The sequence below is a fragment of the Microvirga puerhi genome (assembly GCF_020089865.1).
Lineage (GTDB): Bacteria > Pseudomonadota > Alphaproteobacteria > Rhizobiales > Beijerinckiaceae > Microvirga > Microvirga puerhi.
Window position 1 is genome coordinate 1 of the sequence record NZ_JAIRBM010000030.1, and the last position, 23966, is coordinate 23966.

Consider the following 23966-nt stretch of genomic DNA (forward strand, 5'->3'; position numbering starts at 1 on the left):
TGGCGACAACATCGCCATGGAAGTGACGCTGATTGCGCCGATCGCCATGGAAGAGAAGCTGCGCTTTGCCATCCGCGAAGGCGGCCGCACCGTCGGTGCAGGCGTCGTCGCTCAGGTCATGGATTAATTCGAAGAGGATCAAAGGAGTGGGCCGGTTTCGGCCGGTCTTCTCCCTTGTTGAGGTCAACCCATGAACGGTCAGAATATTCGCATTCGCCTTAAGGCGTTCGACCATCGGATCCTCGACGCTTCGACACGGGAAATCGTGTCGACCGCGAAGCGGACCGGCGCTCAGGTGCGCGGGCCCATCCCGCTGCCGACGCGCATTGAGCGCTTTACGGTGCTTCGCTCGCCGCACATCGACAAGAAGTCGCGCGAGCAGTTCGAGATGCGCACTCACAAGCGTGTTCTCGATATCGTGGACCCCACTCCCCAGACGGTGGACGCGCTGATGAAGCTCGACCTCGCCGCGGGCGTGGATGTGGAGATTAAGCTCTAAGCCTTTGGGCTTGGAGCTTCGGTTGGACACGCCGAGAGGATACGCAGATGCGCTCAGGCGTCATTGCACAAAAGGTCGGGATGACACGCGTCTTTACGGATGCGGGTGAACACGTCCCGGTGACGGTTTTGAAGGTCGATCAGTGCCAAGTGGTCGCCCATCGGACCAAGGACAAGAACGGCTACACCGCGCTGCAGGTCGGCGTCGGCAAGGCCAAGGTGAAGAACGTTTCGAAGGCCGAGCGCGGGCGGTTCGCCGTCGCCAAGGTCGAGCCGAAGCGCAAGCTCGCGGAGTTCCGCGTCTCCGAGGATGCTATCATCCCGGTTGGCGCCGAGATCACCGCCGATCACTTCGTCGCCGGTCAGTTCGTGGATGTCACGGGCACGACGACAGGTAAGGGCTTTGCCGGCGGCATGAAGCGCTGGAACTTCGGCGGTCTGCGCGCCACGCACGGCGTGTCGATCTCCCACCGCTCCATCGGTTCGACCGGTGGGCGTCAGGATCCAGGCCGTACGTTCAAGAACAAGAAGATGCCCGGTCACCTCGGTGTCGAGCGCGTGACGACGCAGAACCTGCGCGTCGTGTCGACCGATCCTGAGCGCGGTTTGATCCTTGTCGAGGGCGCCGTTCCCGGCGTTGCCGGCGGTTGGATCTTCGTCCGCGACGCGGTGAAGCGGAAGCTGCCGACGGACGTGCCGATGCCCGGCAAGTTCCGTGCGGCGAACGACGCTGCGCCGGCCGCTCAGGCTGATCAGGCCCAAGAGGAGAATGCGTGATGAAACTCGACGTCACCACGCTTGAGGGTAAGAAGTCCGGTTCGGTCGATCTGGACGAGGCCATCTTCGGTCTCGATCCGCGCGCCGATCTTCTCGCCCGATGCGTCCGCTGGCAGCTCGCGAAGCGCCAGGCCGGCACGCATGCGGTGAAGAACCGTTCGGATATCGACCGGACCACGAAGAAGGTCTACAAGCAGAAGGGCACGGGTAACGCCCGTCACGGTGCCGCGAGCGCTCCCCAGTTCCGGGGCGGCGGTCGCGCCTTCGGCCCGCAGGTCCGCAGCCATGCGCACGACCTGCCCAAGAAGGTTCGCGCTCTTGCTCTGAAGCACGCGCTGTCGTCCAAGGCCAAGGATGCGTCGCTCATCGTCGTCGACGAGGTGACTCTCGCCGAGCCGAAGACGAGGGCCCTCGTTGAGCGCTTCGGGAAGCTCGGACTCGCTAATGCTCTGATCATCGGCGGCGCCGAGATCGAGGCGAACTTCCAGCGGGCTGCGCGCAATATCCCGAACATCGACGTCCTGCCGGTGCAGGGCATCAACGTCTATGACATTCTCCGTCGCGAGAAGCTCGTTCTCACGAAGGCGGCTGTCGATGCGCTGGAGGCGCGCTTCAAATGAGCCTGGATCCGCGCCATTACGATGTGATCGTAAGCCCGGTCATCACCGAGAAGGCTACGGCCCTGTCCGATCAGAACAAGGTCGTCTTCAAGGTGAGGACGGATGCGACGAAGCCGCAGATCAAAGAGGCGGTTGAGAAGTTGTTCGATGTCAAGGTGAAGAGCGTCAACACGCTCGTCACCAAAGGCAAAGTGAAGATGTTCCGCGGCACCCGCGGCCAGCGGTCGGACGTGAAGAAGGCGGTCGTAACCCTCGAAGAGGGCCAGACCATCGACGTCACGACGGGCCTCTGATCGGTTGAGAGAGTGATCCGATGGCTTTGAAGACTTTCAAACCAATCACCCCCGGCCTGCGCCAGCTGGTGATCGTCGACCGTAGCGAGCTCTACAAGGGCAAGCCGGTCAAGACGCTGACGGAGGGCAAGTCGTCCTCCGGCGGCCGCAACAATCTGGGTCGCGTGACCGTCCGCTTCCGCGGCGGTGGCCATAAGCGCACCCTGCGCAATGTCGACTTCAAGCGCCGCGGGCGCATGGGTGACGTGGCGACCGTGGAGCGGATCGAGTACGATCCGAACCGCACCGCCTTCATCGCCCTGATCCGCTACGCCGACGGCGAGTTGTCCTACATCCTGGCTCCGCAGCGTCTCGCTGTCGGCGATCAGGTGCAGGCTGGCGATCAGGTCGACATTAAGCCGGGCAACGCGATGCCGATCGGCAACATGCCGGTGGGGACGATCATCCACAACATCGAGCTGAAGATTGGCCGTGGCGGCGCTATCGCCCGCTCCGCCGGTGCCTACGCTCAGATCGTGGGTCGCGACCAGGGCTATGTGACCGTCCGTCTCAACTCGGGCGAGCAGCGGCTGGTTCACGGCCTGTGCTTCGCCAGCGTCGGCGCCGTGTCCAACCCCGATCACATGAATACGTCGATCGGTAAGGCCGGCCGCAATCGCTGGCTGGGCAAGCGTCCGCACAACCGCGGTGTTGCGATGAACCCGATCGACCACCCGCATGGTGGTGGTGAGGGTCGCACCTCCGGTGGCCGTCATCCGGTGACGCCGTGGGGCGTTCCGACCAAGGGCAAGAAAACCCGTTCGAACAAGCGGACCGACAAGTTCATCGTGTCGAGCCGCCACGCACGGAAGAAGTAAGGACAGAGGCACGTCATGGCACGTTCGCTTTGGAAGGGTCCGTTCGTCGACGGCTACCTCCTCAAGAAGGCCGAGGCTGCCCGTGGGTCGGGCCGCAACGAGGTCATCAAGATCTGGAGCCGCCGCTCCACGATCCTCCCGCAGTTTGTGGGCCTCACTTTCGGGGTCTACAACGGTCAGAAGCACATTCCCGTCTACGTGAGCGAGGAAATGGTGGGTCACAAGTTCGGCGAGTTCTCGCCGACTCGCACCTTCCACGGTCACGCGGCGGACAAGAAGGCGAAGAGGAAGTAAGATGGGTAAGGCCGCGACACCTCGCGCGCTGAGCGACAACGAGGCGAAAGCCATCGCTCGCATGCTGCGCGTCAGCCCCCAGAAGCTTAATCTTGTTGCGGGCCTTATCCGTGGCAAGAAGGTTTCGACCGCTCTCGCCGATCTCGAGTTCTCGCGCAAGCGGATCGCTCGGGACGTCAAGAAGTGCCTTGAAAGCGCCATCGCCAACGCCGAGAACAACCACAACCTCGATGTGGACGATCTCGTCGTCAGCCAGGCTTTCGTGGGCAAGGCGCTCGTCATGAAGCGCTTCCACGCTCGGGCCCGCGGCCGGGGCGCCCGTATCATGAAGCCGTTCTCGAACCTCACGATCGTGGTTCGGGAAGTCGCCGAACAGGCGTAAAGGAGAACCAGATGGGTCAGAAAGTTAACCCGATCGGTCTTCGGCTCGGCATCAACCGGACCTGGGACTCGCGCTGGTTCGCCGGCAAGGGCGAGTACTCCAAGCTGATGCATGAGGACATCGCGATCCGCGATGCGCTCATGAAGCAGCTCAAACAGGCCGCCGTTTCGAAGATCGTGATCGAGCGCCCGCACAAGAAGTGCCGCGTCACCATTCACTCGGGTCGTCCCGGTGTTGTGATCGGCAAGAAGGGCGCCGACATCGAGAAATTGCGCAAGCTCGTGTCCAAGATGACGGACGCGGACGTGGCGATCAACATTGTCGAAGTTCGCAAGCCGGAAGTCGATGCAACCCTGGTTGCCGACTCGATCGCTCAGCAGCTCGAGCGTCGCGTCGCATTCCGCCGCGCCATGAAGCGCGCCGTTCAGTCGGCGATGCGTCTCGGCGCCGAGGGCATCCGCATCAACTGCTCGGGCCGTCTCGGCGGAGCTGAAATCGCCCGCCTCGAATGGTATCGCGAGGGCCGCGTTCCGCTTCATACGCTTCGTGCGGATGTGGATTACGGGACGTCGACTGCCTTCACGACCTACGGCACGTGCGGCATCAAGGTCTGGATTTTCAAGGGCGAGATCCTTGAGCACGACCCGATGGCGCAGGACAAGCGCATGAACGACGAAGGGGGCCGCTCGGGCGGTCGCCGCGAGCAGGCGGCGTAACCGAGGGGTCAGGAGAGGTTTGCCATGTTGCAACCGAAGAAGACGAAATTCCGTAAGCAGTTCAAGGGCCGCATTTCCGGCACTGCGAAGGGCGGCACGGATCTGAATTTCGGCCAGTTCGGCTTGAAGGCGATGGAGCCGGAGCGTGTGAACGCCCGGCAGATCGAGGCGGCCCGCCGCGCGATCACCCGCGCCATGAAGCGTGTGGGCCGTGTGTGGATCCGCGTCTTCCCTGACGTGCCGGTCTCGACCAAGCCGACCGAAGTGCGTATGGGTAAGGGTAAGGGCGCGCCCGAGTATTGGGCTGCCCGTGTGAAGCCTGGCCGTATCATGTTCGAGATCGATGGCGTGAACGAGGAGACCGCCCGCGAGGCGCTGCGTCTCGGCGCCGCCAAGCTCCCGATCAAGACGCGCTTCATTCAGCGCATCGCCGAGTAAGGAGGGGATCATGAAGTCGAAACAGAGAACCTCTGATATCAAGGCGATGTCGACGGACCAGCTGTCGGACGAGCTCCTGAACTTGAAGAAGGAGCAGTTCAACCTCCGGTTCCAGCGTGCCACGGGGCAGCTCGAGAACACCGGACGCGTCCGCGAAGTCCGTAAGGACATCGCCCGCGTCAAGACGCTGCAGCGCCAGAAGTCGGCGCCGGCGAAGGCTTAAGGGGAATCAGGATGCCGAAGCGCGTTTTGCAGGGCGTCGTTGTCAGCGATAAGCAGGACAAGACGGTCGTTGTGAAGGTGGAACGCCGTTTCACGCACCCGGTCATGAAGAAGACCGTGCGTAAGACGAAGAACTACCACGCTCACGACGAGAACAATCAAGCCAAGGTTGGCGACATGGTCTTCATCGAGGAGTCCAAGCCGCTGTCCAAACTCAAGACCTGGGTGCTCGTGGACCAGCCGAAGGCATAAAGCTTTCGATTGGGACTTGTCTAACGAGGGCGGCTCGTATATACGGCCGCCTTTCTCGACATGAGGGCAGGGGACGTCAGATCCCCATCAGGCGTAGTCCGGGAAGGCAATCGTGCCTTGGCCCGGAAACCTGTCTGAAACAAAGGAAAGGATCAAAGCCATGATCCAGATGCAGACGAATCTTGACGTCGCCGACAATTCCGGCGCCCGTCGCGTGATGTGCATCAAGGTTCTCGGTGGTTCGAAGCGTAAGTACGCTTCCGTCGGCGATATCATCGTCGTATCGGTCAAAGAGGCTATTCCGCGCGGCCGCGTGAAGAAGGGCGACGTCATGAAGGCGGTCGTCGTTCGCACGGCCAAGGATATCCGTCGTGCGGACGGATCCGTGATCCGGTTCGACCGGAACGCCGCGGTTCTGATCAACAATCAGAAAGAGCCCGTCGGCACCCGTATCTTCGGCCCCGTTCCGCGCGAACTGCGTGCCAAGAATCACATGAAGATTATCTCGCTGGCACCGGAGGTGCTCTAATGGCCGCGAAGATCAAGAAGGGCGATAAGGTCGTCGTCCTGACCGGTCGCGACAAGGGCAAGACCGGTGAAGTCGTACAGGTGCTGCCGAAGGAAGAGCGCGCGGTCGTCCGTGGCGTGAATCTGGTGAAGCGCCATCAACGTCAGACGGCAGCTCAGGAAGCCGGCATCATCTCGAAAGAGGCGCCGATCCATCTGTCGAACCTGGCCAATGCGGACCCGAAGGACGGCAAGCCGACCCGGGTTGGTTTCAAAGTTCTCGAAGACGGCCGCAAGGTTCGTTTCGCCAAGCGTTCGGGAGACCTGATCGATGGCTAAGGCTCAGGTGGACGGCTATACGCCGCGTCTGCGGAAGCACTACGAGGAAGTGGTGCGTCCGAAGCTTATTGAAGAGTTCGGCTACAAGAATCCCATGGAAGTTCCGAAGATCGATAAGATCGTTCTGAACATGGGTGTCGGCGAGTCGACGGCCGATTCCAAGAAGGCCTCCGTCGCGGCTGCGGACCTGGCGCTCATCGCCGGCCAGAAGCCCGTGATCACGAAGGCCCGCAAGGCGATCTCGCAGTTCAAGGTCCGCGAAGGTATGCCGATCGGTGCCAAGGTGACGCTCCGCAAGGCTCGTATGTACGAGTTCATGGACCGTCTCGTGACCGTGGCTCTTCCCCGCGTTCGTGACTTCCGCGGTCTCAACGCGCGGTCGTTTGACGGCCGTGGTAACTACGCTCTTGGGATCAAGGAGCACCTGGTGTTCCCTGAAATCAACTACGACAAGGTCGAGCAGGTTTGGGGTATGGACATCATCATCGCCACGACGGCGAAGACCGATGACGAAGCCCGCGCCCTGCTGCGTCACTTCAACTTCCCGTTCCGGCAGTGAGGACAGACGTCCTCAAACGCGGACACTGGAGAAAATCGAATGGCTAAGAAAAGCGCTATTGAGAAGAACAAGCTCCGTCGCAAGCTGGTGAAGAAGTTCGCCAGCAAGCGCGCTCGCCTTCTGGCGGTCGCCAACGACGAGTCGAAGTCCATGGAGGAGCGTTTCGAAGCGCGCCTCAAGCTCGCCGAGATCCCTCGCAATGCGAGCCCGACTCGCATTCGTAACCGGTGCGAAGTCACGGGCCGTCCGCGGGCGTATTATCGCAAGCTCGGCATGTCGCGTATCGCTCTGCGCGAGCTCGGCTCCAACGGCCTCATTCCGGGCCTCGTGAAGTCCAGCTGGTAAGGGAGGGCATCATATGATCAACGATCCGTTGGGCGATATGCTCACCCGTATCCGTAACGCGCAGATGCGTCGTCGCGGTAACGTTTCCACCCCTGGCTCGAAGCTTCGCGCCCGCGTTCTCGACGTGCTCAAGAGCGAAGGCTACATCCGCGATTACTCGCAGACCGAGTTCGGCAACGGCCGGACGGAGTTTTCGATCGAGCTGAAGTACTACGATGGCCAGCCGGTGATCCGCTCGATCGAGCGCGTCTCCAAGCCGGGCCGCCGCGTGTATGCTTCCGTCGATACCATGCCTCGCGTGGCTGACGGCCTCGGCATCACCATTCTCTCGACGCCGCAGGGCGTTATGGCCGATCACGAGGCCAGGGAGAAGAACGTGGGCGGCGAAGTGCTCTGCAAGGTCTTCTAAGACTTAGCGGACGCACAGAACCACGGAGATTACGAACATGTCTCGAGTAGGCAAGAAGCCCGTCCAGGTTCCGTCCGGTGTGACGGCGACCGTCGACGGTCAGTTGGTGAAGATGAAGGGTTCCAAGGGCGAGCTGTCGTTCCTGGTTCCTGAGGAAGTGTCGGTAGTTCTTGAGAACGGCGCCGTGTCGGTGAATCCGCGCGACGAGTCCAAGACGGCCCGTGCGAAGTGGGGCATGTCTCGCGCCCAGGTGGCGAACCTGGTCGAGGGCGTGTCCAAGGGTTTCGAGAAGCGCCTCGAAATCAACGGCGTCGGTTACCGTGCTGCTGTTGCAGGCAAGGTGCTGAAGCTGTCGCTCGGCTACAGCCATGACGTCGACTATGAGATTCCGGCAGGCGTCACGATCACGACTCCGAAGCCGACCGAAGTGGTCGTCGCCGGCATCGACAAGCAGAAGGTCGGCCAGACAGCCGCCGAGATCCGCGAGTATCGTGGTCCGGAGCCCTACAAGGGCAAGGGTGTCAAGTATTCCGACGAATTCATCTTCCGCAAGGAAGGCAAGAAGAAGTAAGGACGACGTATCATGGCTGAGAAGAAAGGCGCTGAAGATCGCCGCAAGGCTCGGGTACGCCGTGCGATCCGTAAGGCAGCGAATGGTCGCCCGCGTTTGTCGGTGTTCCGTTCGTCGAAGCAGATCTATGCCCAGGTCATCGATGATGAGCGTGGCGTGACTGTTGCGGCCGCCTCGACCCTTGAGAAGGACATGCGAGGCAAGCTGAAGACCGGTGCTACCGTCGAGGCAGCGAAGGAAGTCGGCAAGCTCTTGGCTGAGCGCGCGGCAAAAGCCGGCGTGAAGAACGTGATCTTCGATCGTGGCAGCTACCTCTATCACGGCCGCGTTAAGGCTCTCGCCGACGCTGCCCGTGAAGGTGGTCTCGATTTCTAAAAACGGCGGGTTAAGTCGAAACACCCTTAGCGAGCGGGCCCGCCGCCCGCGCAAGTGAGAGGTCTCATGGCAAGAGAACCCAGAGAACGTGCTGATCGCGAAGAGCGCGACAGCGAATTCGTCGATCGGTTGGTACACATCAACCGCGTCGCGAAGGTTGTGAAGGGCGGCCGTCGCTTCGGCTTCGCTGCCCTGGTGGTCGTCGGCGACCAGAAGGGCCGCGTCGGCTTCGGCCACGGCAAGGCCCGCGAAGTGCCGGAAGCGATCCGCAAGGCGACAGATGCCGCCAAGCGTTCGATGATCCGCGTTGCGCTCCGCGAAGGGCGCACGCTGCATCACGACGTGAAGGGCCGCCACGGCGCCGGCAAGGTCGTGCTTCGTGCAGCTCCGCAGGGTACCGGCATCATCGCCGGTGGTCCGATGCGCGCTGTCTTCGAGACGGTCGGCATGCAGGACGTCGTCGCGAAGTCCCTCGGCTCCTCGAACCCGTACAACCTCGTCCGTGCGACGTTCGATGCGCTGAAGAACGAGGACAGCCCGCGTTCGGTCGCCGCTCGCCGGGGCCTGAAGGTCTCGACGCTGCAGGCTCGCCGCCGCGATACCTCCGACGCCGACGTCGGCGCCGAAGCGTAAGGGAGGCTGATCCATGGCGAAGAAGCCTTCCGCCGAGACGGCGAAAACCATCACCGTTGAGCAGATCGGATCCCCGATCCGTCGCGAGGCCAAGCAGCGTCAGACGCTGATCGGCCTGCGGCTCAACAAGCTTCATCGGACCTCGACGCTTGTCGACACCCCCGCGGTGCGCGGCATGATCGAGAAGGTCAAGCACCTCGTGCGCGTTGTCGACGGGCAGTGAGGAGAGCGTCATGAAACTCAACGAAATTCGTGACAACGAAGGCGCTACGAAGAACCGCATGCGCGTCGGCCGTGGCATCGGCTCCGGCAAAGGCAAGACCGGCGGACGTGGCGTAAAGGGTCAGACGTCCCGTACGGGCGTGGCCATCAAGGGCTTCGAAGGCGGACAGATGCCTCTGCATCGTCGCCTGCCGAAGCGCGGCTTCAACAAGCCTAATGCGATCGAGCTGAACGAGGTCAATCTCGGCCGGATTCAGCAGGCTGTCGAGGCCGGCAAGCTCGATAAGAGCGCGCCGATCACTCTCGAGGCTCTGCTCGCTGCCGGTGTGGTCTCCAAGCCGCGGGACGGCGTGAAGATCCTCGGTGTCGGCGAACTCAAGGCCAAGCTGTCGTTCCAGGTGAACGGCGCGTCCAAGTCGGCCGTCGCGGCGATCGAGAAGGCCGGCGGCTCGGTGACCCTCGTGGGTGCCGTTGCACAGGCGTAAGCCAAGGCTTACATCGATAAAGATCCAAGCGGCGGCCCGCGTCTGATCGTGAGGCCGCCGTTTGCGTGATGACGATCACGTATCCAGTTATCAAGGACGAGACCCATGGCCTCAGCAGCCGAGCAACTTGCCGCGAACATCAATTTCGGCGCGATCGCCAAAGCCGAGGAATTGAAGAAGCGCATTTGGTTCACTCTTGGTGCGCTGCTGATCTATCGGCTCGGAACCTACATTCCTCTGCCGGGCATCAATCCGGAAGCCTTGCGGCAGAGCTTCCAGAGCGCCAGCGGCGGCGTTCTCGGCCTCTTCAACATGTTCTCGGGCGGCGCCGTGGAGCGCATGGCGATCTTCGCCTTGAACATCATGCCGTATATCTCGGCTTCGATTATCGTTCAGCTGCTCACCTCGGTTCTTCCGTCTCTCGAGGCGTTGAAGAAGGAAGGTGAGGCGGGTCGTAAGATCCTCAATCAATACACCCGTTATTTGACGGTGGTGCTTGCCCTGTTCCAGTCGTGGGGGATCGCGGTCGGCCTGCAGAGCTCGGGCAGCATCGTGAGCGCGCCGGGTCCGTTCTTCCTCATTTCCACGGTGATTACCCTAACGGGCGGCACCATGTTCCTGATGTGGCTCGGCGAGCAGATTACCTCGCGCGGCATCGGCAACGGCACGTCGCTGATCATCTTCGCGGGCATCGTGGCCAACCTGCCGCGGGCGATCGCCGGAACCCTCGAGCTCGGCCGTCAGGGCGCCATCTCGACACCAATCATTCTCGGCGTCGTCGTCATGGCCGTGCTGATCATCTACTTCGTGGTGTTCATGGAGCGTGCGCAGCGCCGGCTCCTGATCAACTATCCGAAACGCCAGGTCGGCAATCGGATGTATGAGGGGCAGACCTCGTTCCTGCCGCTCAAGCTCAATACCTCGGGTGTGATTCCGCCGATCTTCGCCTCCTCGCTGCTGCTGCTGCCGGCGACCATCGCCAGCTTCCAGTCCAGCGCGGGCGGTACCGGCTTCGTCGCCACGCTCACGGCTTATCTGGGCCATGGGCGGCCAGCCTACATGTTCCTCTATGCGGCGCTGATCGTGTTCTTCGCCTTCTTCTACACGGCCATCGTGTTCAATCCGCAGGAGACGGCCGACAATCTGAAGAAGCACGGAGGCTTCATTCCCGGTATCCGTCCGGGCGAGCGTACCGCCGAATACATCGATCAGGTGTTGACACGCATCACCGTTCTCGGTGCAGCTTATCTGGTCATCATCTGTCTGATTCCCGAGCTTCTGGTCTCCTATGCGGCACTGCCGTTCTATTTCGGCGGCACTTCACTCCTGATCGTGGTCTCTGTCACGATGGATACGGTGGCACAGGTTCATGGTCATCTTCTCGCCCACCAGTATGAGGGGCTCGTGAAGAAGGCAAAGCTCAAGGGTGCCAGACGGCGCTAAGGAAAGCGTCCCGTCGCTAGGCGGGATTGTCGACGAAGTTAGGGGGGCGCGTCGATGAGGATTATTCTGCTGGGGCCGCCGGGAGCCGGGAAGGGCACCCAGGCCGTGCGCATGGTGGAGCGTTTGGGAATTCCCCAGCTGTCCACCGGCGACATGCTCCGCGCGGCCGTTGCCGCTGGAACCCCGGTCGGCCTGAAGGCCAAGGAGATCATGGATCGAGGCGATCTGGTCTCCGACGACGTGGTCGTGGGCATCATTGCCGAGCGCATCGAAGAGCCGGATGCCAAGAGCGGCTTCATTCTCGATGGCTTTCCGCGCACAGTCGCCCAGGCTGAGGCCTTCGAGGCCATGTTGGCGAAGAAGGGCCTGAAGCTCGATGCCGTCCTCGAGTTCAAGGTCAACGAAGGCGAGCTCGTGGAGCGGATCATCAAGCGCGCCAAGGAGACCGAGGCGCGCGGTGAACCGGTTCGCCGCGACGACAACCCGGATGTCTTCAGGACACGCCTCGAAGCCTACCGCAACCAGACGGCGCCGCTTTCCGCCTATTATGGGACGAAGGGCCAGCTGAAGACCGTCGACGGCATGCGGCCCATCGACGAGGTCACCGAGGCGGTCAAGGGCATCCTCGGCCGGTGAGGGCAGGGGCCTTCGAGCCCCTGCAATCAGCCCTCGAAACGCGCATCATCGCCGATCAGTATGTCTCGAATGTTTTTCGGGACAGGGAAGCCATATCCGCTCCCGGGCGTTTCGAAGTACAGCTTTCCGGTCTCATGGTAATCGCTGCAGTAGATGCGAGCGCCGATCATCTGCAGGGTCAGGATCAGAGCCTGCATCGCATCGACGCCGTAGCCGGCTCCTTCTTGCGGCTCATCCGGCCAGCCGATCGTGTAGCGGCAGCGCCAATCCTGGCCCGTATGTTCTGGAGCGAACAGGGATATGGGAACGTTCGTCAGGGTTCCAGCGGCGGGCGTGTACTGGAGATCGCGCTTGGCAATGAGCATGTCGAGCCTTGGTCATTGAGGGGAGGGAAGCTTCTCTTGTATGATCCAGAAGGATCGTTGCCGTTGAGAGATCGATTTTTCGGTCCGCCCATCCGCTTCGTTAGTCATCAAATTCCTTGTCGTAGCCGACAAGCAGATCGCGCGCATTCTTGGTCACGGGGAAGCCATAGCCGCCATTGATCTCTCCCCACGTGAGCCGGCTCGTCTTGTGGTAGTCGCTGAAATAGAGATCGTTTCCGATACTGTTGATCGCCAGGATAAGCGCTTGAACCGAGTCGAACCCGTAGGCGACCCCGGATTTCACGCCGTTGGGCCAGCCGATCGTATAGCGGCATGCCCAGCATCGATCGTCCTCCTCCGGGGAGAAGAGTTGAATTGGGACCGAAATGGCGGTTCCGTTCTCCGCTACGTATTCGAGGTTTCGTTGAGCAATCATCATGGCGAACTCAGTAATTCAACGGCGGGATAGGGTGCCCTTTTTCACAGGCAATCTTCCGGACAAAAGCTTGCGCCCAGCAAGGCTTGCTTTTCAGAAGTCTGCACTGAAAACTGTCGCGCTCGTATTGTTCTTCACGTTCTGCGAGCGATCGTAAACCGGCCAACGTTGTCCGGCCCGCGCGACTGCGTATCCTCGTGCGTTCATCACTTGGCAAGATCTCCGGATCGTCGCTATCTCCTGCATCTGCAGTGCCCTCCGAGGTCCATCGACCTCCCCCTGCAGATCCGGCTGGGACGCGGGGTTGCTTGGGATCGTATCGTCGCTCAAGAGCGCGACGGGAGCGAATATCTCTGACTTGTTGCCGGAGGGTTGTGAGCTCGATCTGAAGTCTGAGAAGTCTCGCTCAAAATAGATTGTCTTGAGGCATAACGGGCCTGCGTAATAAATGTGAACATAATGTTGCAACATGTCATTTTGTTGTCAAGAACAAAATAAGAACAAAATCATTACGTGCCTGTCATGGAACAGAAATGACCCGCCCTAAGGCACTTGACGTACCTTCCCCAATGCGCTAGGCAACCGGTTCTCGCAAAAGAAGACGCGATACGGAGGGCTTCACTTGAGGCCGCTCCGTATTGTTGTGTTCTTATATCCCGCGCAAGGGCCGGCCTCCACCGGACGCGCGACAACGCCACCGAAGCTTAACGCTTCGCCACATGGAGATGGACGATGGCCCGTATAGCAGGCGTCAACATTCCGACCAACAAGCGCGTCGTGATCGCGCTTCAGTACATTCACGGCATCGGGCCCAAGAAGGCCCAGGAAATCGTCGAGAAGGTGAACATCCCGGCCGAGCGCCGCGTGAACCAGCTCACCGACGCCGAAGTGCTCCAGATCCGCGAGACCATCGACCGCGACTACGTCGTGGAAGGCGATCTGCGTCGCGATGTCTCGATGAACATCAAGCGCCTGATGGACCTTGGCGCCTATCGCGGTCTTCGTCACCGCCGTTCGCTCCCTGTTCGCGGCCAGCGCACGCATACCAATGCTCGCACCCGTAAGGGTAAGTCGAAGCCGATCGCCGGCAAGAAGAAGTGATCGTAGGGAGATTCTTCGCCCAAGATCATTCCCGGGCTTGACCCGGGAATCCTGTGCCGATCGAGGCGCTAGAAACTGAATGCGATGGCCGGGATAAGCCTGGCCATGACGACAAAAGAAACTCCCGAGCGCCTGGCATCACGGGCGCGTTTGAAGGACTTGAAGTATGGCTAAAGAAGCTACCCGCGTCCGCCGTCGCGAACGCAAGAACATCGTGTCCGGCGTTGCTCACGTGAACGCCTCGTTCAACAACACGATGATCACCATCACCGACGCTCAGGGCAACACGATCTCCTGGTCGTCCGCTGGCGCGATGGGTTTCAAGGGCTCGCGGAAGTCGACCCCCTACGCGGCCCAGGTTGCGGCCGAGGACGCCGCCCGTAAGGCCTCCGAGCACGGCATGCGCACCCTCGAGGTCGAGGTGTCCGGCCCCGGTTCCGGCCGTGAATCGGCTCTCCGTGCGCTCCAGTCGGCCGGTTTCACCGTCACCTCGATCCGTGACGTGACCCCGATCCCGCACAACGGCTGCCGCCCGCGCAAGCGTCGTCGCGTCTAAGATCATCCGGCGCGCGGGTTTCCCGCGCGCGTTTCGGTTTCAAGGGTGGGTTCGTCCCGCCCTTTAAGCCGTACCTTGAAGAGGTGTGGTTGTGATCCAAAAGAACTGGCAAGAGCTGATTAAGCCCAACAAGCTCGAAGTCGCTCCGGGCGACGATCCGAAGCGTATTGCGACGGTCGTGGCTGAGCCGCTCGAGCGCGGCTTCGGTACGACGCTCGGCAACTCCCTGCGCCGCGTGCTGCTGTCGTCCCTCCAGGGCGCGGCGGTGACATCGATCCACATCGACGGCGTGCTGCACGAGTTCTCCTCCATTCCGGGCGTCCGCGAGGACGTGACGGATATCGTCCTGAACGTGAAGACCATCGCCATCAAGATGCAGGGCGAGGGTCCGAAGCGTATGACGCTGCGTAAGACCGGCCCAGGCCTGGTCACGGCCGGCGACATCAACACCGTTGGTGATGTGCAGATCCTGAACCCCGAGCTGGTGCTTTGCACTCTCGACGAGGGCGCCGAGATCCGCATGGAGTTCACCGTCGATACCGGCAAGGGCTATGTTCCTGCCGAGCGCAACCGTGCCGAGGACGCTCCGATCGGCCTCATTCCGGTCGATTCGCTCTATAGCCCGGTGAAGAAGGTCTCCTATCGTATCGAGAACACCCGTGAGGGTCAGATCCTCGACTACGACAAGCTGATCATGACGGTCGAGACCAACGGCGCCGTGTCCCCCGAGGATGCCGTGGCCTATGCGGCCCGCATTCTCCAGGACCAGCTCCAGGTCTTCGTGAACTTCGAAGAGCCCCGCAAGGAAGAGACCGCCGCTGCCGCGCCGCAGCTGCCGTTCAACCCTGCACTGCTCAAGAAGGTGGACGAGCTCGAGCTGTCGGTCCGTTCGGCGAACTGCCTGAAGAACGACAACATCGTCTATATCGGCGACCTCATCCAGAAGTCCGAAGCGGAAATGCTCCGCACTCCGAACTTCGGCCGCAAGTCGCTCAACGAGATCAAGGAAGTCCTGGCTTCCATGGGCCTCCATCTCGGCATGGATGTGCCGGGCTGGCCGCCGGAGAACATCGAAGATCTCGCCAAGCGCTTCGAAGAACATTACTGAGCCTTTCAGGGGGCCGCCGCGTTTGCGGGGGCCCTTTGTCCTGCCCCGCTTCGGCGGATTGAAGAAGAGAGACGGTCGACCCTTGGCACGGCGGCCGGAAGATCAAGGAGAAAGCCATGCGTCACGGATTCCGCGGCCGTCGGTTCAACCGCACGTCCGAACATCGTAAGGCCATGTTCGCCAATCTGGCGGCTGCGCTGATCAAGCACGAGCAGATCGTTACTACCCTTCCCAAGGCGAAGGATCTGCGTCCCGTCGTCGAGAAGCTCATCACCCTCGGCAAGCGCGGCGACCTGCATGCCCGCCGTCAGGCCATGGCGCAGCTGCGCGACGAGGATATGGTGAAGAAGCTCTTCGCGGCTCTCGGCCCGCGTTACAAGGACCGCCAGGGTGGCTACACCCGCGTCCTGAAGGCCGGCTTCCGCTTCGGCGACAATGCTCCGCTGGCAGTGATCGAGTTCGTCGACCGCGATGTCGATGCACGCGGCCAGGATTCGGGCCCGACCCAGAAGGAAGAGATCGTCGAAGCCGCAGAGTAAGCTTCAGATCTGAGAGTTTTAGGAAAGGGCGGTCCTTGGGCCGCCCTTTTCTTTTGGCGTCAGTGCGGCGAGATGGTTCGCCCTAATCGTCTTATGGTGCTCTTGGAGCCATGTCGCTTCTGTCGGACCCGCTGGAATTTGGCATTTGCCACACCACGTCTTATCCACGTTCGTGCTTGTTCCAACGGATTCGCCTCATGCGCATTGTTTCCTGTTTTATGTTTGTTGTCGTGGCTCTCTTCGCGTTCGGGTCGCCGGGCGCGGAAGCACAAGATCGGGCCGTTCCGGCCAACAGGGCGCAGGTCCAGCTTTCCTTTGCACCCATCGTTCGCGAGACCAGTGGCGCAGTCGTCAATGTCTATGCGACACGCTCCGAGCGCCGACAGAACGCCGGCATGGAAGAGTTCTTCCGTCGCTTCTTCGGTGAGGGTGGCCCCAGCGTGCCACCGGGCCGGTCGCAGAGCTCCCTGGGTTCCGGCGTCATCGTCGACCCTGCGGGCCTCGTGATCACCAACAACCATGTCATCGAGAACATGAGCGACGTGAAGGTCGCGCTGGCGGATCGCCGCGAGTTCGAGGCTGAGATCGTCCTGCGGGATCCCCGTAGCGACCTCGCCGTGCTTAAGCTCAAGAATCCTGCGGATCTCCAAGTGATCGAGCTGGGCGACTCGGAGGCCCTTCAGGTTGGCGACCTGGTCCTGGCGGTCGGAAACCCCTTCGGCGTTGGACAGACCGTGACGCAGGGCATCGTCTCGGCCCTCGCCAGAACGCAGGTCGGCATCTCCGATTATCAGTTCTTCATTCAGACCGACGCGGCCATCAATCCGGGCAATTCGGGCGGCGCGCTGATCGACATGAACGGCCGGCTTGTTGGGATCAACACGGCGATCTTCTCCCGGTCCGGCGGCAATATTGGCATCGGGTTCGCCATTCCGTCCAGCATGGTCCGGGTCGTGCTCAATTCCGCACGCAATGGAGCGCGTAACGTGGTGCGGCCGTGGCTGGGAGCCCGGTTGCAATCGGTGGATGGTGAGATCGCCTCGAGCATTGGCTTGCCGCGTCCCACAGGTGTCCTCGTCACCTCCGTCTATGACAAGGGACCTGCTGCGGATGCCGGCCTGAAACGTGGGGATGCGATCCTGGCGGTCGATGGCCAGTCGGTCGATAATCCGGACGGGTTCGGCTACCGATTCACCCTCAAGGGGATACAAGGGCAGACGCCGCTGACGATCCTGCGGGACGGCAAGCAGATAAACATCAGCGTCAGGCTGCTGCCGCCGCCGGAAAACCCGTCGCGCAGCCCGGTCAAGGTGACGAGCCGCTCGCCGCTTTCGGGCGCGACGCTTGTGAATATGTCGCCCGCCGTTGCCGAGGAACTGCAGATCGATATTTCCGACGACGGCGTGGTCGTGGCAGATTTGGACGAGAACGGGATCGCCGCCAGCGTCGGTTTCCAGAAGGGCGATCAGATCGTCGCCATCAATGGTGAGCGGCTGACGTCGACCAAGGATGTGGACCGGCTGACGCGGCGCGGAGGCGGCTATTGGGAAATGACGATCAATCGCGGCGGGCGGGTCTTCACGACGGTTCTCGGACGATGAAAGGCTGGTCCGTCTTCAATGAGCTGTCGACGGAGGAGGCAGATATCGTCTTCCGATGGATCGGCTCCGAAAGCTATTGGGCGAAAGGCCTGCCGCGCTCGATCTTCGACCGCTCCCTGGCAAACTCCCTCTGCTTTGCGCTGAGGGACGGGGAGGGCGAGATCCGCGGCTTTGCGCGCGTGATCACCGACAAGGCGACCTTCGCCTATCTCGGGGACGTTTTCGTGTGTCCGTCTGTTCGAGGCCAGGGTGGCGGCAAGGCGATGATTGAGGCCATTCTGGAGCATCCTGAATTGCAGAACCTCCGGCGTTGGCTGCTCATGACCCGCGACGCTCACGGGCTTTATGCCCCCTTCGGCTTCGGACCGCCGGCCAATCCGGAGCGGATGATGGTCCGGGTCGATCCTGATCTTTATGCGCGCCTGAACGCGCAAGCTTCGTAATCGAACATGAGCGATCTCTTTTCCTCCGCTGGCCTCGACCGGAACGCGCCGCGACCTCTGGCAGATCGCATGCGACCGACCACGCTGGCGGAGGTGGTGGGCCAGGATCATCTGGTCGGACCTGACGGGATCCTGTCCCGTCTCATCGCGTCGGGGTCGCTCGGCTCGCTCATCTTTTGGGGCCCGCCCGGCACCGGAAAGACCACGGTGGCGCGCCTTCTCGCTCATGAGACGGATCTCCATTTCGAGCAGATCTCGGCGATTTTTTCCGGCGTCGCGGACCTCAAGAAAGTCTTCGAGGCGGCCCGCGGCCGACGCTCCATGGGCAAGGGCACATTGCTCTTCGTCGACGAGATTCATCGGTTCAACCGCGCTCAGCTCGACGCCTTCCTGCCCGTCATGGAAGATGGCACCATCACGCTCGTGGGAGCGACGACCGAGAACCCATCCTTCGAGCTGAATGCCGCACTGCTGTCGCGGGCCCGGGTCCTTGTCTTCAAATCGCTCGATGAAGAGGCGATCGAGAAGATCCTGCTGCGGGCCGAGGAGGTTTCCGGAAAGTCCTTGCCGCTGGACGATGAAGCCAGAGCCTCTCTCGTGCGCATGGCGGACGGCGACGGCCGGGCGGTCCTGACCCTTGCGGAAGAAGTCTGGCGTTCCGCGAAGCCGGAAGAGATCTTCGATGCGGAACAGCTGCAAGAGATCATCCAGCGCCGCGCGCCGATCTACGACAAGGGACAGGAGGGGCACTACAATCTGATCTCCGCCCTCCATAAGACGATCCGCGGCTCGGATCCCGATGCGGCCCTCTACTATCTCGCCCGCATGCTCGATGCCGGCGAGGATCGGCTCTTCATCGCTCGCCGGCTGGTGCGCATGGCGGTGGAAGATATTGGTCTTGCTGACCCGCAGGCCCTCGTGATTGCCAACGCGGCCAAGGATGCCTTCGATTTTCTCGGTTCGCCCGAGGGTGAACTCGCTTTGGCGCAGGTGGCGGTCTACCTGGCCACCGCACCGAAATCGAATGCAGTCTACACCGCCTATAAGGCCGCGACGCGTGTTGCGAAGGAGAACGGCTCTCTGATGCCGCCGAAGACAATTCTCAACGCACCGACGAAGCTCATGAAGAACATCGGCTACGGCGAGAATTACCGCTATGACCATGACCAGCCGGACGCTTTCTCTGGTCAGAACTACTGGCCGGAGAAACTTGGTCGGCAGCACTTCTACGAGCCTGTAGACCGCGGCTTTGAGCGCGAGGTGCGCAAACGGCTCGATTGGTGGGAGAAGCTGCGGAAAGAACGGCAGAAATACTAATGTTATTGCGTATACTATTCCTTCGGCTAAGCTCCGGCCGTGGAGGGACAAGCGATGCTGCGATCCGTCGTGCTTTCGTTGGTTTTAGAAAGCCTAATTTCTCCTGCAGCCGCAGAGCCTCGGAAGGCGACGGTCGCGCCAGGGATTGTCGTGAGCGTAAGAACGTATGACGTTCCGGCAAATGAGGCACCGTTCTTCAATTTCGCCGAGAAAAATCCTGCGCAGCGGGCGGCGGATGAAAAGCTGGTCGCGGACGTTCTCAAAACTTCTCTGGATCGATCTAAGGCTGCAAGCGCTGCGATTGCGGCTGGCGGCCGCGCCTTTCTAGAGCAGCGAGATCTCTCGACCGCAGCAAAGCTGTTCAACCAAGCCTATCTCCTGGATCCGGAACTGAGCGGGATTTATCATCGCTTCGCGATGATCGTCGCTGGCCGGTTCAAGGATTACGACTATTCCAACGAATTGTTCGACCTCGCTGCACGCATGAAATCTCCTGCTCCATCGCTGCAGGCCGATCATGGACGAATGTTGCTCATGGCCGGTCGCCCGCAATCTGCGAAGGCGGTCCTGCAGCAGGCTGTCGCGAACTCTCCTGAGTGGGCGATACCCCGCATGAATCTTGCATGGGCCACGCTGCTGGCCGGACTGCGCGATGAAGCCTGTCGCCTCAAGTCTGAGGTTCATGGACAGGACCTGGATGTTGTGCAGTCAGATCTGGTCTTGTTTGCACAGAAGGCGGGCTGCTAGCTTGGCCCCATGATCTCATATTTCATCGTCTTCATCGGTGCCGGGATCGGCGGTGCGCTCCGGCATGCGGTCAACCTCGGCTGTGCCCGCTATTGCGGAGTGGCATTTCCGTGGGGAACGTTGACGGTCAACGTGCTCGGCTCCTTCATCATGGGTGCCATTGTCGGATGGCTGGCGTTCAAAGCAGGCGAGGGGTGGACCCAACACTTGCGCCTTTTCCTGACCACCGGAATTCTCGGGGGATTCACCACCTTCTCGGCCTTCTCCCTGGATACGGTGCTGATCTGGGAGCGCGGCGACGCAGGCATCGCCATCGGCTATATTGCTGCTTCGGTTCTGTTTTCCCTTGCTGGGCTTGTGTCCGGGTTGGCGCTGGTGCGCGCGATGGCGGCCTAAATCCGTACGACAGTAGCGACGGGCTGACCTCGCTCTCTTTTCTTCCCGGGTGGGTTGCCCAGGTCTTGTGCAAGCCCTGATGCTGTCGTGGCGACCACCATATCTTTTTCGAATAATGCGCCGCCAGAAGTGTTCTTGAAGGCATGTAGACGTCCTGATTGGAGGACATTGTCATGATCTTCGCGTCTCAACCCGGGACCGGTTTCAGAGCCCTGCTTGCCGCTATCACGCTCGGTGTCGGTGTCGTCGCCCTTGCTGCGCCGACAATGGCGCGCGGGGGCATGGGCGGCATGGGAATGGGTGGTTTCCACGGTGGTATGGGAATGGGTGGTTTCCATGGCGGTATGGGAGGATTTGGCGGCTTCCACCCGCCGGTCTTCATCCACCAGGGTTTCCACTCCGGCTTCAGTCCCGGCTTCCATCCGGGCTTCGCTGGCCGACCTTTCATGGGTAACAGGGCGGTCTTCGTGAACCGGCCGTTCTTCTTCCATCACCATCCGTTCAACGACAATGCGCTCGCCTTCGGGCTGGTCGGCGGTACGGTCCTCGGTGGCTTGGCCTATGATTATCCCTATTATGACTATCCCTATTACGGCGCGACGTATGGCGGAGATTGCTTTGTCATTCATCGCCGGGTGGTCAATCCCTGGGGACGCATTGTCCTGCGTCGTGCTGTGGTCTGCAGCTAGTAAGCCGACGGCCGGAAGCATCCAACGCACGAGCGGCACACGACCTGTCGAGCGTGATCGTCCGGCACTCCTCCCAGAGGCCGGGCGATCTTCATCATATGCTCCTATCGGCCCGCACGATGCTGGAAAGGGGTGCCAGCGGCCCATTTTTCCGCCGACAGGTCGGATTGGTATCGAACCCTTGATTGCCGCATGAGCGGCGCTCTGATACCCACATTCCATGAAAAAAGGCAGCTCAGGACAGAACGGGGCCCGTGGCGGGCGAGCGGGAACGCGGCAGGGCTTTCGCTCGCGCGATGATAAGCCCGCACGTAAGGCGTCTCCGACAAAGCCGCGCAGCGGGAAGACGGCGGACAAGACGCGCTCCGAGGCCCCGCTCGGTGAGAGGCCGATAGCCAAGGCACCGGCCCGGCCTTCGGCGGAGGCGCCACGCCGGCCGACCCGTGCTGCGGCCAAAGCGGCCGCGCAGGAAACCCTGGCGACCGGCGTGCAAACCCTTGTGGTGGAGCCCGACGAGGCAGACATGCGCGTCGACCGGTTTCTGGTGGCCCGGTTTCCGCAACTGGCCTTCACACATATCCAGCGGATCGTTCGCAAGGGTGAGCTTCGGGTCGATGGCAAGCGGGCGCAGCCGAACGATCGTCTTGAGGCAGGTCAGAAGGTTCGGATTCCGCCGCTCAAGCTCGATCAGCCGAAGCTCGTGGCGCGTAGTGCCGTCAGGGACCAGAGCGATCGAGATTTCTTGAAGTCCATCACGCTCTACGAGGATAAGGACGTCCTGATCATCAACAAGCCCATGGGACTCGCCGTGCAGGGCGGTTCCGGCACTACCCGTCATGTGGACCAGCTGCTCGAGTCGATGCGAGACGACGAGGGGCAGCGTCCCCGGCTCGTGCACCGTCTCGACAAGGATACGGCGGGCTGCCTCGTGATCGCGAAAACCCGGTTCGCGGCGTCCACGATGGCGAAGTCCTTCCGGTCACGCACGACGCGGAAGATCTATTGGGCCCTTGTGGCCGGCGTCCCACGTGTCCGCCAGGGCCGGGTCTCGACGTATCTGGCCAAGGAGGGGGATGAGGGTGACGCGCGGATGCGGGTCGCCAAGCATGGGGACGAGGGAGCAAGCCACGCGCTGACCTATTATGCAGTCGTGGAGACGGCTGCGCAGAAGCTCGCCTGGATGTCCCTCAAGCCGGTGACCGGACGTACCCATCAGCTGCGCGCTCACGCGGCGCATATCGGTCATCCGATCGTCGGCGATCCGAAGTATTTCGACATCGAGAATTGGGAGCTTCCCGGTGGCATCCAGAACAAGTTGCACCTTCTGGCGCGACGCATCGTGATCGCGCATCCCAGAACTGGCAAACCCATCGATGTGACAGCTCCTTTGCCACCGCACATGCAGCAAAGCTTCAACCTGCTCGGATTCGATACCAGCCGTTACGATCCGATTGTCGACGCACCTGAGGATTAGGTGCGTCACATTTCCTGAAAATCTTTCTTCTCGTAGTCGCACTTTTGCCGCGCCCTGCGCGCAGCATCAAGGGTTCTCGGCGGGTCCTTGTGGCAAGCCGGGCCATTGCAAGGAGAAAGATCAATGGAACATAAGCATCTTGATCAGCTCCGTAGCGTAGCCGATGTTCAGCCGAGGTCGATGACTCGGCAGGAGCGCCTTCAGCGCTGGGTCGAGCTTCTTGAGCGGAATCCGACGCGTCGTCTGAACTCTCTTGGTGAAATCGAGTACAAGCCGCCAGCAGAACGGGCATTGATCCGCGTGGACGATTCCCCGCTTTCAGTGGCCTATGAGGATCCGGTCCTTCGGGCTGAAGGACTCGGAAGCGATCGGCTCGGCGACGCCATGAACTTCTTCGAGCTTTCCGATGGCCAAGCGCACTACGCTCTGTGCTCTTGCCTGAGCGGACGCACGATGGAGTCCGCCTCGTTTGCTCAGCGTCTCCGCAACACCACGGACGGGACCGGCTGGCGCCCGGTGGCCGGCGCGTGGGCATTGGCGGGCCTGGCCATGACCCTGCCGGGATTCGTCTATCTGTTCACTTGACGAGAACGCGGGTCGACCGACGACAATTCGTGATCAGGAGACCCCACCGGTCTCCTGATCGGCCCTTTTGGCTGTTGCTTGTGCCGTTCCGATAGGGGACAAAGCGACAGTTCATAAGGGCGATCATACCATGCTTCACATTGAGCCGGTCACGCTTGCGACCGACCGCCTGATCCTGCGGCCGATGAGTCTGGAGGACGTTCCAGCATTCGCCGAAGCCGCAAAGGACGGGGAACTCTGGGAGAAGAAGACCACGACCGTTCCCCGATCGGAGGACTTCGAGCCCTACGTTCGCAAGGCGGTGGACCTGCAGGCGGCCGGCTTGGCGCTCCCCTTCACCACCGTTGTCCGCGATGGGCAGCGAGTGGTCGGCTCGACCCGCTACATGAACATCGATGCGGTCAATCACCGGGTCGAGATCGGCACGACGTGGATTGCCCGCTCATGGCAGCGTTCCTTCGTCAACACGCATGCCAAATTCCTGATGCTTCGACATGCCTTTGAGGTCCTGGGTTGCAACGCTGTCGAGCTTCGGACCCATCGTCTCAACGACCAGTCCCGGGCCGCCATCGAGCGCCTCGGTGCCTCCCTCGATGGCATTCTGCGCCGGCATATGATCATGCCGGACGGTCACGTGCGCGATACGGTCGTTTATAGCATCGTCAGCGATGAATGGCCCGCCGTGAAGGCTCGCCTTAATGGGCGTATCGCTGGCGACGCTTCTCGAACGGCTTGA

General features: G+C 61.4%; 39 protein-coding genes. 37 read left to right on the forward strand and 2 right to left on the reverse strand.

Going from position 1 to position 23966, the window contains the following annotated elements:
* The 24 genes from K9B37_RS23455 to K9B37_RS23570 all read left to right on the forward strand — a co-directional run.
* On the forward strand, nucleotides 1-127 hold a 127-nt coding region (locus K9B37_RS23455), incomplete at its 5' end, for an EF-Tu C-terminal domain-related protein (protein WP_455030925.1).
* A 63-nt stretch (nucleotides 128-190) separates the two neighbouring features.
* On the forward strand, nucleotides 191-499 hold the full coding sequence (gene rpsJ / locus K9B37_RS23460; protein ID WP_009764298.1) for a 30S ribosomal protein S10: 309 nt from the start codon (nucleotides 191-193) through the stop codon (nucleotides 497-499).
* A 47-nt stretch (nucleotides 500-546) separates the two neighbouring features.
* Complete coding sequence (gene rplC / locus K9B37_RS23465) at nucleotides 547-1275, forward strand: 50S ribosomal protein L3 (protein ID WP_224316078.1); 729 nt, start codon at nucleotides 547-549, stop codon at nucleotides 1273-1275.
* Nucleotides 1275-1895: a 50S ribosomal protein L4 gene (rplD, locus tag K9B37_RS23470; RefSeq protein WP_224316080.1), complete on the forward strand. Its 621-nt coding sequence runs from the start codon at nucleotides 1275-1277 to the stop codon at nucleotides 1893-1895. Before rplC ends, rplD begins: the two co-directional genes overlap by 1 nt.
* Entirely contained in the window at nucleotides 1892-2188 is a 297-nt protein-coding gene (locus tag K9B37_RS23475) for a 50S ribosomal protein L23 (protein WP_224316082.1), read from the forward strand. Before rplD ends, K9B37_RS23475 begins: the two co-directional genes overlap by 4 nt.
* A 20-nt stretch (nucleotides 2189-2208) precedes the next feature.
* Nucleotides 2209-3045, forward strand: a complete 837-nt coding sequence (rplB, locus tag K9B37_RS23480) for a 50S ribosomal protein L2 (protein ID WP_224316084.1) — start codon at nucleotides 2209-2211, stop codon at nucleotides 3043-3045.
* Nucleotides 3046-3060: 15 nt separating this feature from the next.
* Nucleotides 3061-3339 (forward strand): 30S ribosomal protein S19, encoded by a 279-nt coding sequence (rpsS, locus tag K9B37_RS23485; RefSeq protein ID WP_152586457.1) that lies wholly within the window; start codon nucleotides 3061-3063, stop codon nucleotides 3337-3339.
* A gap of 1 nt (nucleotide 3340) precedes the next feature.
* Entirely contained in the window at nucleotides 3341-3721 is a 381-nt protein-coding gene (rplV, locus tag K9B37_RS23490; RefSeq protein WP_224316086.1) for a 50S ribosomal protein L22, read from the forward strand.
* 11 nt (nucleotides 3722-3732) lie between these two features.
* Nucleotides 3733-4437 (forward strand): 30S ribosomal protein S3, encoded by a 705-nt coding sequence (gene rpsC, locus K9B37_RS23495; RefSeq protein WP_224316088.1) that lies wholly within the window; start codon nucleotides 3733-3735, stop codon nucleotides 4435-4437.
* A 24-nt stretch (nucleotides 4438-4461) separates the two neighbouring features.
* Complete coding sequence (rplP, locus tag K9B37_RS23500; protein ID WP_224316090.1) at nucleotides 4462-4875, forward strand: 50S ribosomal protein L16; 414 nt, start codon at nucleotides 4462-4464, stop codon at nucleotides 4873-4875.
* A 10-nt stretch (nucleotides 4876-4885) separates the two neighbouring features.
* On the forward strand, nucleotides 4886-5098 hold the full coding sequence (gene rpmC, locus K9B37_RS23505) for a 50S ribosomal protein L29 (protein ID WP_224316092.1): 213 nt from the start codon (nucleotides 4886-4888) through the stop codon (nucleotides 5096-5098).
* Nucleotides 5099-5109: 11 nt separating this feature from the next.
* Entirely contained in the window at nucleotides 5110-5349 is a 240-nt protein-coding gene (rpsQ, locus tag K9B37_RS23510) for a 30S ribosomal protein S17 (protein WP_224316093.1), read from the forward strand.
* A gap of 160 nt (nucleotides 5350-5509) precedes the next feature.
* Complete coding sequence (gene rplN, locus K9B37_RS23515) at nucleotides 5510-5878, forward strand: 50S ribosomal protein L14 (protein ID WP_009764309.1); 369 nt, start codon at nucleotides 5510-5512, stop codon at nucleotides 5876-5878.
* Nucleotides 5878-6195 carry a 50S ribosomal protein L24 gene (gene rplX, locus K9B37_RS23520; RefSeq protein WP_224316095.1) on the forward strand — a complete coding sequence of 106 codons (318 nt, stop codon included), beginning with the start codon at nucleotides 5878-5880 and terminating at the stop codon, nucleotides 6193-6195. Before rplN ends, rplX begins: the two co-directional genes overlap by 1 nt.
* The gene (gene rplE, locus K9B37_RS23525; RefSeq protein ID WP_224316097.1) at nucleotides 6188-6754 is read left to right on the forward strand and encodes a 50S ribosomal protein L5; all 567 of its coding nucleotides are present in this window, start codon (nucleotides 6188-6190) and stop codon (nucleotides 6752-6754) included. The genes rplX and rplE overlap by 8 nt, the downstream gene beginning before the upstream one ends.
* Before the next feature lie 39 nt (nucleotides 6755-6793).
* Nucleotides 6794-7099 carry a 30S ribosomal protein S14 gene (rpsN, locus tag K9B37_RS23530; RefSeq protein WP_224316099.1) on the forward strand — a complete coding sequence of 102 codons (306 nt, stop codon included), beginning with the start codon at nucleotides 6794-6796 and terminating at the stop codon, nucleotides 7097-7099.
* Between the two features lie 13 nt (nucleotides 7100-7112).
* The gene (gene rpsH / locus K9B37_RS23535; RefSeq protein ID WP_109596527.1) at nucleotides 7113-7508 is read left to right on the forward strand and encodes a 30S ribosomal protein S8; all 396 of its coding nucleotides are present in this window, start codon (nucleotides 7113-7115) and stop codon (nucleotides 7506-7508) included.
* Nucleotides 7509-7545: 37 nt separating this feature from the next.
* On the forward strand, nucleotides 7546-8079 hold the full coding sequence (gene rplF / locus K9B37_RS23540; protein WP_224316100.1) for a 50S ribosomal protein L6: 534 nt from the start codon (nucleotides 7546-7548) through the stop codon (nucleotides 8077-8079).
* A 12-nt stretch (nucleotides 8080-8091) separates the two neighbouring features.
* Nucleotides 8092-8454, forward strand: a complete 363-nt coding sequence (gene rplR / locus K9B37_RS23545; RefSeq protein WP_224316108.1) for a 50S ribosomal protein L18 — start codon at nucleotides 8092-8094, stop codon at nucleotides 8452-8454.
* Nucleotides 8455-8520: 66 nt separating this feature from the next.
* Complete coding sequence (gene rpsE, locus K9B37_RS23550) at nucleotides 8521-9087, forward strand: 30S ribosomal protein S5 (protein ID WP_109596533.1); 567 nt, start codon at nucleotides 8521-8523, stop codon at nucleotides 9085-9087.
* A gap of 13 nt (nucleotides 9088-9100) precedes the next feature.
* Nucleotides 9101-9310, forward strand: coding sequence for a 50S ribosomal protein L30 (gene rpmD / locus K9B37_RS23555; RefSeq protein ID WP_224316110.1), 210 nt, complete (start codon nucleotides 9101-9103; stop codon nucleotides 9308-9310).
* Nucleotides 9311-9320: 10 nt separating this feature from the next.
* A complete protein-coding gene (gene rplO / locus K9B37_RS23560; RefSeq protein WP_224316112.1) occupies nucleotides 9321-9794 on the forward strand; it encodes a 50S ribosomal protein L15 in 474 nt (157 codons plus the stop codon).
* Nucleotides 9795-9899: 105 nt separating this feature from the next.
* On the forward strand, nucleotides 9900-11237 hold the full coding sequence (gene secY / locus K9B37_RS23565) for a preprotein translocase subunit SecY (RefSeq protein WP_224316114.1): 1338 nt from the start codon (nucleotides 9900-9902) through the stop codon (nucleotides 11235-11237).
* 54 nt (nucleotides 11238-11291) lie between these two features.
* Nucleotides 11292-11873: an adenylate kinase gene (locus K9B37_RS23570; RefSeq protein ID WP_224316116.1), complete on the forward strand. Its 582-nt coding sequence runs from the start codon at nucleotides 11292-11294 to the stop codon at nucleotides 11871-11873.
* A 26-nt stretch (nucleotides 11874-11899) separates the two neighbouring features.
* Here K9B37_RS23570 and K9B37_RS23575 read toward each other — a convergent pair whose 3' ends face one another.
* On the reverse strand, nucleotides 11900-12238 hold the full coding sequence (locus K9B37_RS23575; RefSeq protein WP_224316118.1) for a DUF6968 family protein: 339 nt from the start codon (nucleotides 12236-12238) through the stop codon (nucleotides 11900-11902).
* Nucleotides 12239-12338: 100 nt separating this feature from the next.
* Complete coding sequence (locus K9B37_RS23580; RefSeq protein ID WP_224316120.1) at nucleotides 12339-12677, reverse strand: DUF6968 family protein; 339 nt, start codon at nucleotides 12675-12677, stop codon at nucleotides 12339-12341.
* A gap of 729 nt (nucleotides 12678-13406) precedes the next feature.
* Between K9B37_RS23580 and rpsM the strand changes: the two genes are divergently transcribed.
* The 13 genes from rpsM to K9B37_RS23645 all read left to right on the forward strand — a co-directional run bounded on the left by rpsM (nucleotide 13407) and on the right by K9B37_RS23645 (nucleotide 23966).
* Nucleotides 13407-13775, forward strand: a complete 369-nt coding sequence (rpsM, locus tag K9B37_RS23585) for a 30S ribosomal protein S13 (RefSeq protein ID WP_224316122.1) — start codon at nucleotides 13407-13409, stop codon at nucleotides 13773-13775.
* Nucleotides 13776-13941: 166 nt separating this feature from the next.
* Complete coding sequence (gene rpsK / locus K9B37_RS23590) at nucleotides 13942-14331, forward strand: 30S ribosomal protein S11 (RefSeq protein ID WP_047186967.1); 390 nt, start codon at nucleotides 13942-13944, stop codon at nucleotides 14329-14331.
* An 85-nt stretch (nucleotides 14332-14416) separates the two neighbouring features.
* On the forward strand, nucleotides 14417-15439 hold the full coding sequence (locus K9B37_RS23595; protein ID WP_224316124.1) for a DNA-directed RNA polymerase subunit alpha: 1023 nt from the start codon (nucleotides 14417-14419) through the stop codon (nucleotides 15437-15439).
* Between the two features lie 116 nt (nucleotides 15440-15555).
* Nucleotides 15556-15978: a 50S ribosomal protein L17 gene (rplQ, locus tag K9B37_RS23600; RefSeq protein WP_224316126.1), complete on the forward strand. Its 423-nt coding sequence runs from the start codon at nucleotides 15556-15558 to the stop codon at nucleotides 15976-15978.
* A 197-nt stretch (nucleotides 15979-16175) separates the two neighbouring features.
* Entirely contained in the window at nucleotides 16176-17579 is a 1404-nt protein-coding gene (locus tag K9B37_RS23605; RefSeq protein WP_439651786.1) for a Do family serine endopeptidase, read from the forward strand.
* Nucleotides 17576-18022, forward strand: a complete 447-nt coding sequence (locus K9B37_RS23610) for a GNAT family N-acetyltransferase (protein ID WP_224316129.1) — start codon at nucleotides 17576-17578, stop codon at nucleotides 18020-18022. Before K9B37_RS23605 ends, K9B37_RS23610 begins: the two co-directional genes overlap by 4 nt.
* Nucleotides 18023-18028: 6 nt before the next feature.
* Nucleotides 18029-19339, forward strand: a complete 1311-nt coding sequence (locus tag K9B37_RS23615; RefSeq protein ID WP_224316131.1) for a replication-associated recombination protein A — start codon at nucleotides 18029-18031, stop codon at nucleotides 19337-19339.
* 150 nt (nucleotides 19340-19489) lie between these two features.
* Nucleotides 19490-20086: a tetratricopeptide repeat protein gene (locus K9B37_RS23620; RefSeq protein WP_224316132.1), complete on the forward strand. Its 597-nt coding sequence runs from the start codon at nucleotides 19490-19492 to the stop codon at nucleotides 20084-20086.
* A 9-nt stretch (nucleotides 20087-20095) separates the two neighbouring features.
* Entirely contained in the window at nucleotides 20096-20482 is a 387-nt protein-coding gene (crcB, locus tag K9B37_RS23625; RefSeq protein ID WP_224316134.1) for a fluoride efflux transporter CrcB, read from the forward strand.
* 173 nt (nucleotides 20483-20655) lie between these two features.
* A complete protein-coding gene (locus tag K9B37_RS23630) occupies nucleotides 20656-21171 on the forward strand; it encodes a hypothetical protein (protein ID WP_224316137.1) in 516 nt (171 codons plus the stop codon).
* A 220-nt stretch (nucleotides 21172-21391) separates the two neighbouring features.
* Nucleotides 21392-22645 carry an RluA family pseudouridine synthase gene (locus K9B37_RS23635; protein WP_224316139.1) on the forward strand — a complete coding sequence of 418 codons (1254 nt, stop codon included), beginning with the start codon at nucleotides 21392-21394 and terminating at the stop codon, nucleotides 22643-22645.
* A gap of 123 nt (nucleotides 22646-22768) precedes the next feature.
* Nucleotides 22769-23230 (forward strand): hypothetical protein, encoded by a 462-nt coding sequence (locus K9B37_RS23640; RefSeq protein ID WP_224316141.1) that lies wholly within the window; start codon nucleotides 22769-22771, stop codon nucleotides 23228-23230.
* Nucleotides 23231-23360: 130 nt separating this feature from the next.
* The gene (locus tag K9B37_RS23645; protein WP_224316143.1) at nucleotides 23361-23966 is read left to right on the forward strand and encodes a GNAT family N-acetyltransferase; all 606 of its coding nucleotides are present in this window, start codon (nucleotides 23361-23363) and stop codon (nucleotides 23964-23966) included.

Coding starts and splice junctions, on each gene's coding strand:
- K9B37_RS23615 (WP_224316131.1), top strand. CDS start 18,029: ATGAGCGATCTCTTTTCCTCCGCTGGCCTCGACCGGAACGCGCCGCGA.
- rpsK (WP_047186967.1), top strand. CDS start 13,942: ATGGCTAAAGAAGCTACCCGCGTCCGCCGTCGCGAACGCAAGAACATC.
- rplD (WP_224316080.1), top strand. CDS start 1,275: ATGAAACTCGACGTCACCACGCTTGAGGGTAAGAAGTCCGGTTCGGTC.
- rplP (WP_224316090.1), top strand. CDS start 4,462: ATGTTGCAACCGAAGAAGACGAAATTCCGTAAGCAGTTCAAGGGCCGC.
- rpsH (WP_109596527.1), top strand. CDS start 7,113: ATGATCAACGATCCGTTGGGCGATATGCTCACCCGTATCCGTAACGCG.
- K9B37_RS23645 (WP_224316143.1), top strand. CDS start 23,361: ATGCTTCACATTGAGCCGGTCACGCTTGCGACCGACCGCCTGATCCTG.
- K9B37_RS23570 (WP_224316116.1), top strand. CDS start 11,292: ATGAGGATTATTCTGCTGGGGCCGCCGGGAGCCGGGAAGGGCACCCAG.
- rpsJ (WP_009764298.1), top strand. CDS start 191: ATGAACGGTCAGAATATTCGCATTCGCCTTAAGGCGTTCGACCATCGG.
- K9B37_RS23610 (WP_224316129.1), top strand. CDS start 17,576: ATGAAAGGCTGGTCCGTCTTCAATGAGCTGTCGACGGAGGAGGCAGAT.
- rplC (WP_224316078.1), top strand. CDS start 547: ATGCGCTCAGGCGTCATTGCACAAAAGGTCGGGATGACACGCGTCTTT.
- rpsM (WP_224316122.1), top strand. CDS start 13,407: ATGGCCCGTATAGCAGGCGTCAACATTCCGACCAACAAGCGCGTCGTG.
- rplO (WP_224316112.1), top strand. CDS start 9,321: ATGAAACTCAACGAAATTCGTGACAACGAAGGCGCTACGAAGAACCGC.
- rpsC (WP_224316088.1), top strand. CDS start 3,733: ATGGGTCAGAAAGTTAACCCGATCGGTCTTCGGCTCGGCATCAACCGG.
- K9B37_RS23605 (WP_439651786.1), top strand. CDS start 16,176: ATGCGCATTGTTTCCTGTTTTATGTTTGTTGTCGTGGCTCTCTTCGCG.
- rplX (WP_224316095.1), top strand. CDS start 5,878: ATGGCCGCGAAGATCAAGAAGGGCGATAAGGTCGTCGTCCTGACCGGT.
- rplE (WP_224316097.1), top strand. CDS start 6,188: ATGGCTAAGGCTCAGGTGGACGGCTATACGCCGCGTCTGCGGAAGCAC.
- K9B37_RS23630 (WP_224316137.1), top strand. CDS start 20,656: ATGATCTTCGCGTCTCAACCCGGGACCGGTTTCAGAGCCCTGCTTGCC.
- rpsN (WP_224316099.1), top strand. CDS start 6,794: ATGGCTAAGAAAAGCGCTATTGAGAAGAACAAGCTCCGTCGCAAGCTG.
- rplN (WP_009764309.1), top strand. CDS start 5,510: ATGATCCAGATGCAGACGAATCTTGACGTCGCCGACAATTCCGGCGCC.
- rpmC (WP_224316092.1), top strand. CDS start 4,886: ATGAAGTCGAAACAGAGAACCTCTGATATCAAGGCGATGTCGACGGAC.
- rplQ (WP_224316126.1), top strand. CDS start 15,556: ATGCGTCACGGATTCCGCGGCCGTCGGTTCAACCGCACGTCCGAACAT.
- K9B37_RS23475 (WP_224316082.1), top strand. CDS start 1,892: ATGAGCCTGGATCCGCGCCATTACGATGTGATCGTAAGCCCGGTCATC.
- rpmD (WP_224316110.1), top strand. CDS start 9,101: ATGGCGAAGAAGCCTTCCGCCGAGACGGCGAAAACCATCACCGTTGAG.
- rpsQ (WP_224316093.1), top strand. CDS start 5,110: ATGCCGAAGCGCGTTTTGCAGGGCGTCGTTGTCAGCGATAAGCAGGAC.
- K9B37_RS23640 (WP_224316141.1), top strand. CDS start 22,769: ATGGAACATAAGCATCTTGATCAGCTCCGTAGCGTAGCCGATGTTCAG.
- K9B37_RS23635 (WP_224316139.1), top strand. CDS start 21,392: ATGAAAAAAGGCAGCTCAGGACAGAACGGGGCCCGTGGCGGGCGAGCG.
- rplB (WP_224316084.1), top strand. CDS start 2,209: ATGGCTTTGAAGACTTTCAAACCAATCACCCCCGGCCTGCGCCAGCTG.
- K9B37_RS23580 (WP_224316120.1), bottom strand. CDS start 12,677: ATGATGATTGCTCAACGAAACCTCGAATACGTAGCGGAGAACGGAACC.
- crcB (WP_224316134.1), top strand. CDS start 20,096: ATGATCTCATATTTCATCGTCTTCATCGGTGCCGGGATCGGCGGTGCG.
- rplR (WP_224316108.1), top strand. CDS start 8,092: ATGGCTGAGAAGAAAGGCGCTGAAGATCGCCGCAAGGCTCGGGTACGC.
- rpsE (WP_109596533.1), top strand. CDS start 8,521: ATGGCAAGAGAACCCAGAGAACGTGCTGATCGCGAAGAGCGCGACAGC.
- rplF (WP_224316100.1), top strand. CDS start 7,546: ATGTCTCGAGTAGGCAAGAAGCCCGTCCAGGTTCCGTCCGGTGTGACG.
- K9B37_RS23575 (WP_224316118.1), bottom strand. CDS start 12,238: ATGCTCATTGCCAAGCGCGATCTCCAGTACACGCCCGCCGCTGGAACC.
- rplV (WP_224316086.1), top strand. CDS start 3,341: ATGGGTAAGGCCGCGACACCTCGCGCGCTGAGCGACAACGAGGCGAAA.
- rpsS (WP_152586457.1), top strand. CDS start 3,061: ATGGCACGTTCGCTTTGGAAGGGTCCGTTCGTCGACGGCTACCTCCTC.
- secY (WP_224316114.1), top strand. CDS start 9,900: ATGGCCTCAGCAGCCGAGCAACTTGCCGCGAACATCAATTTCGGCGCG.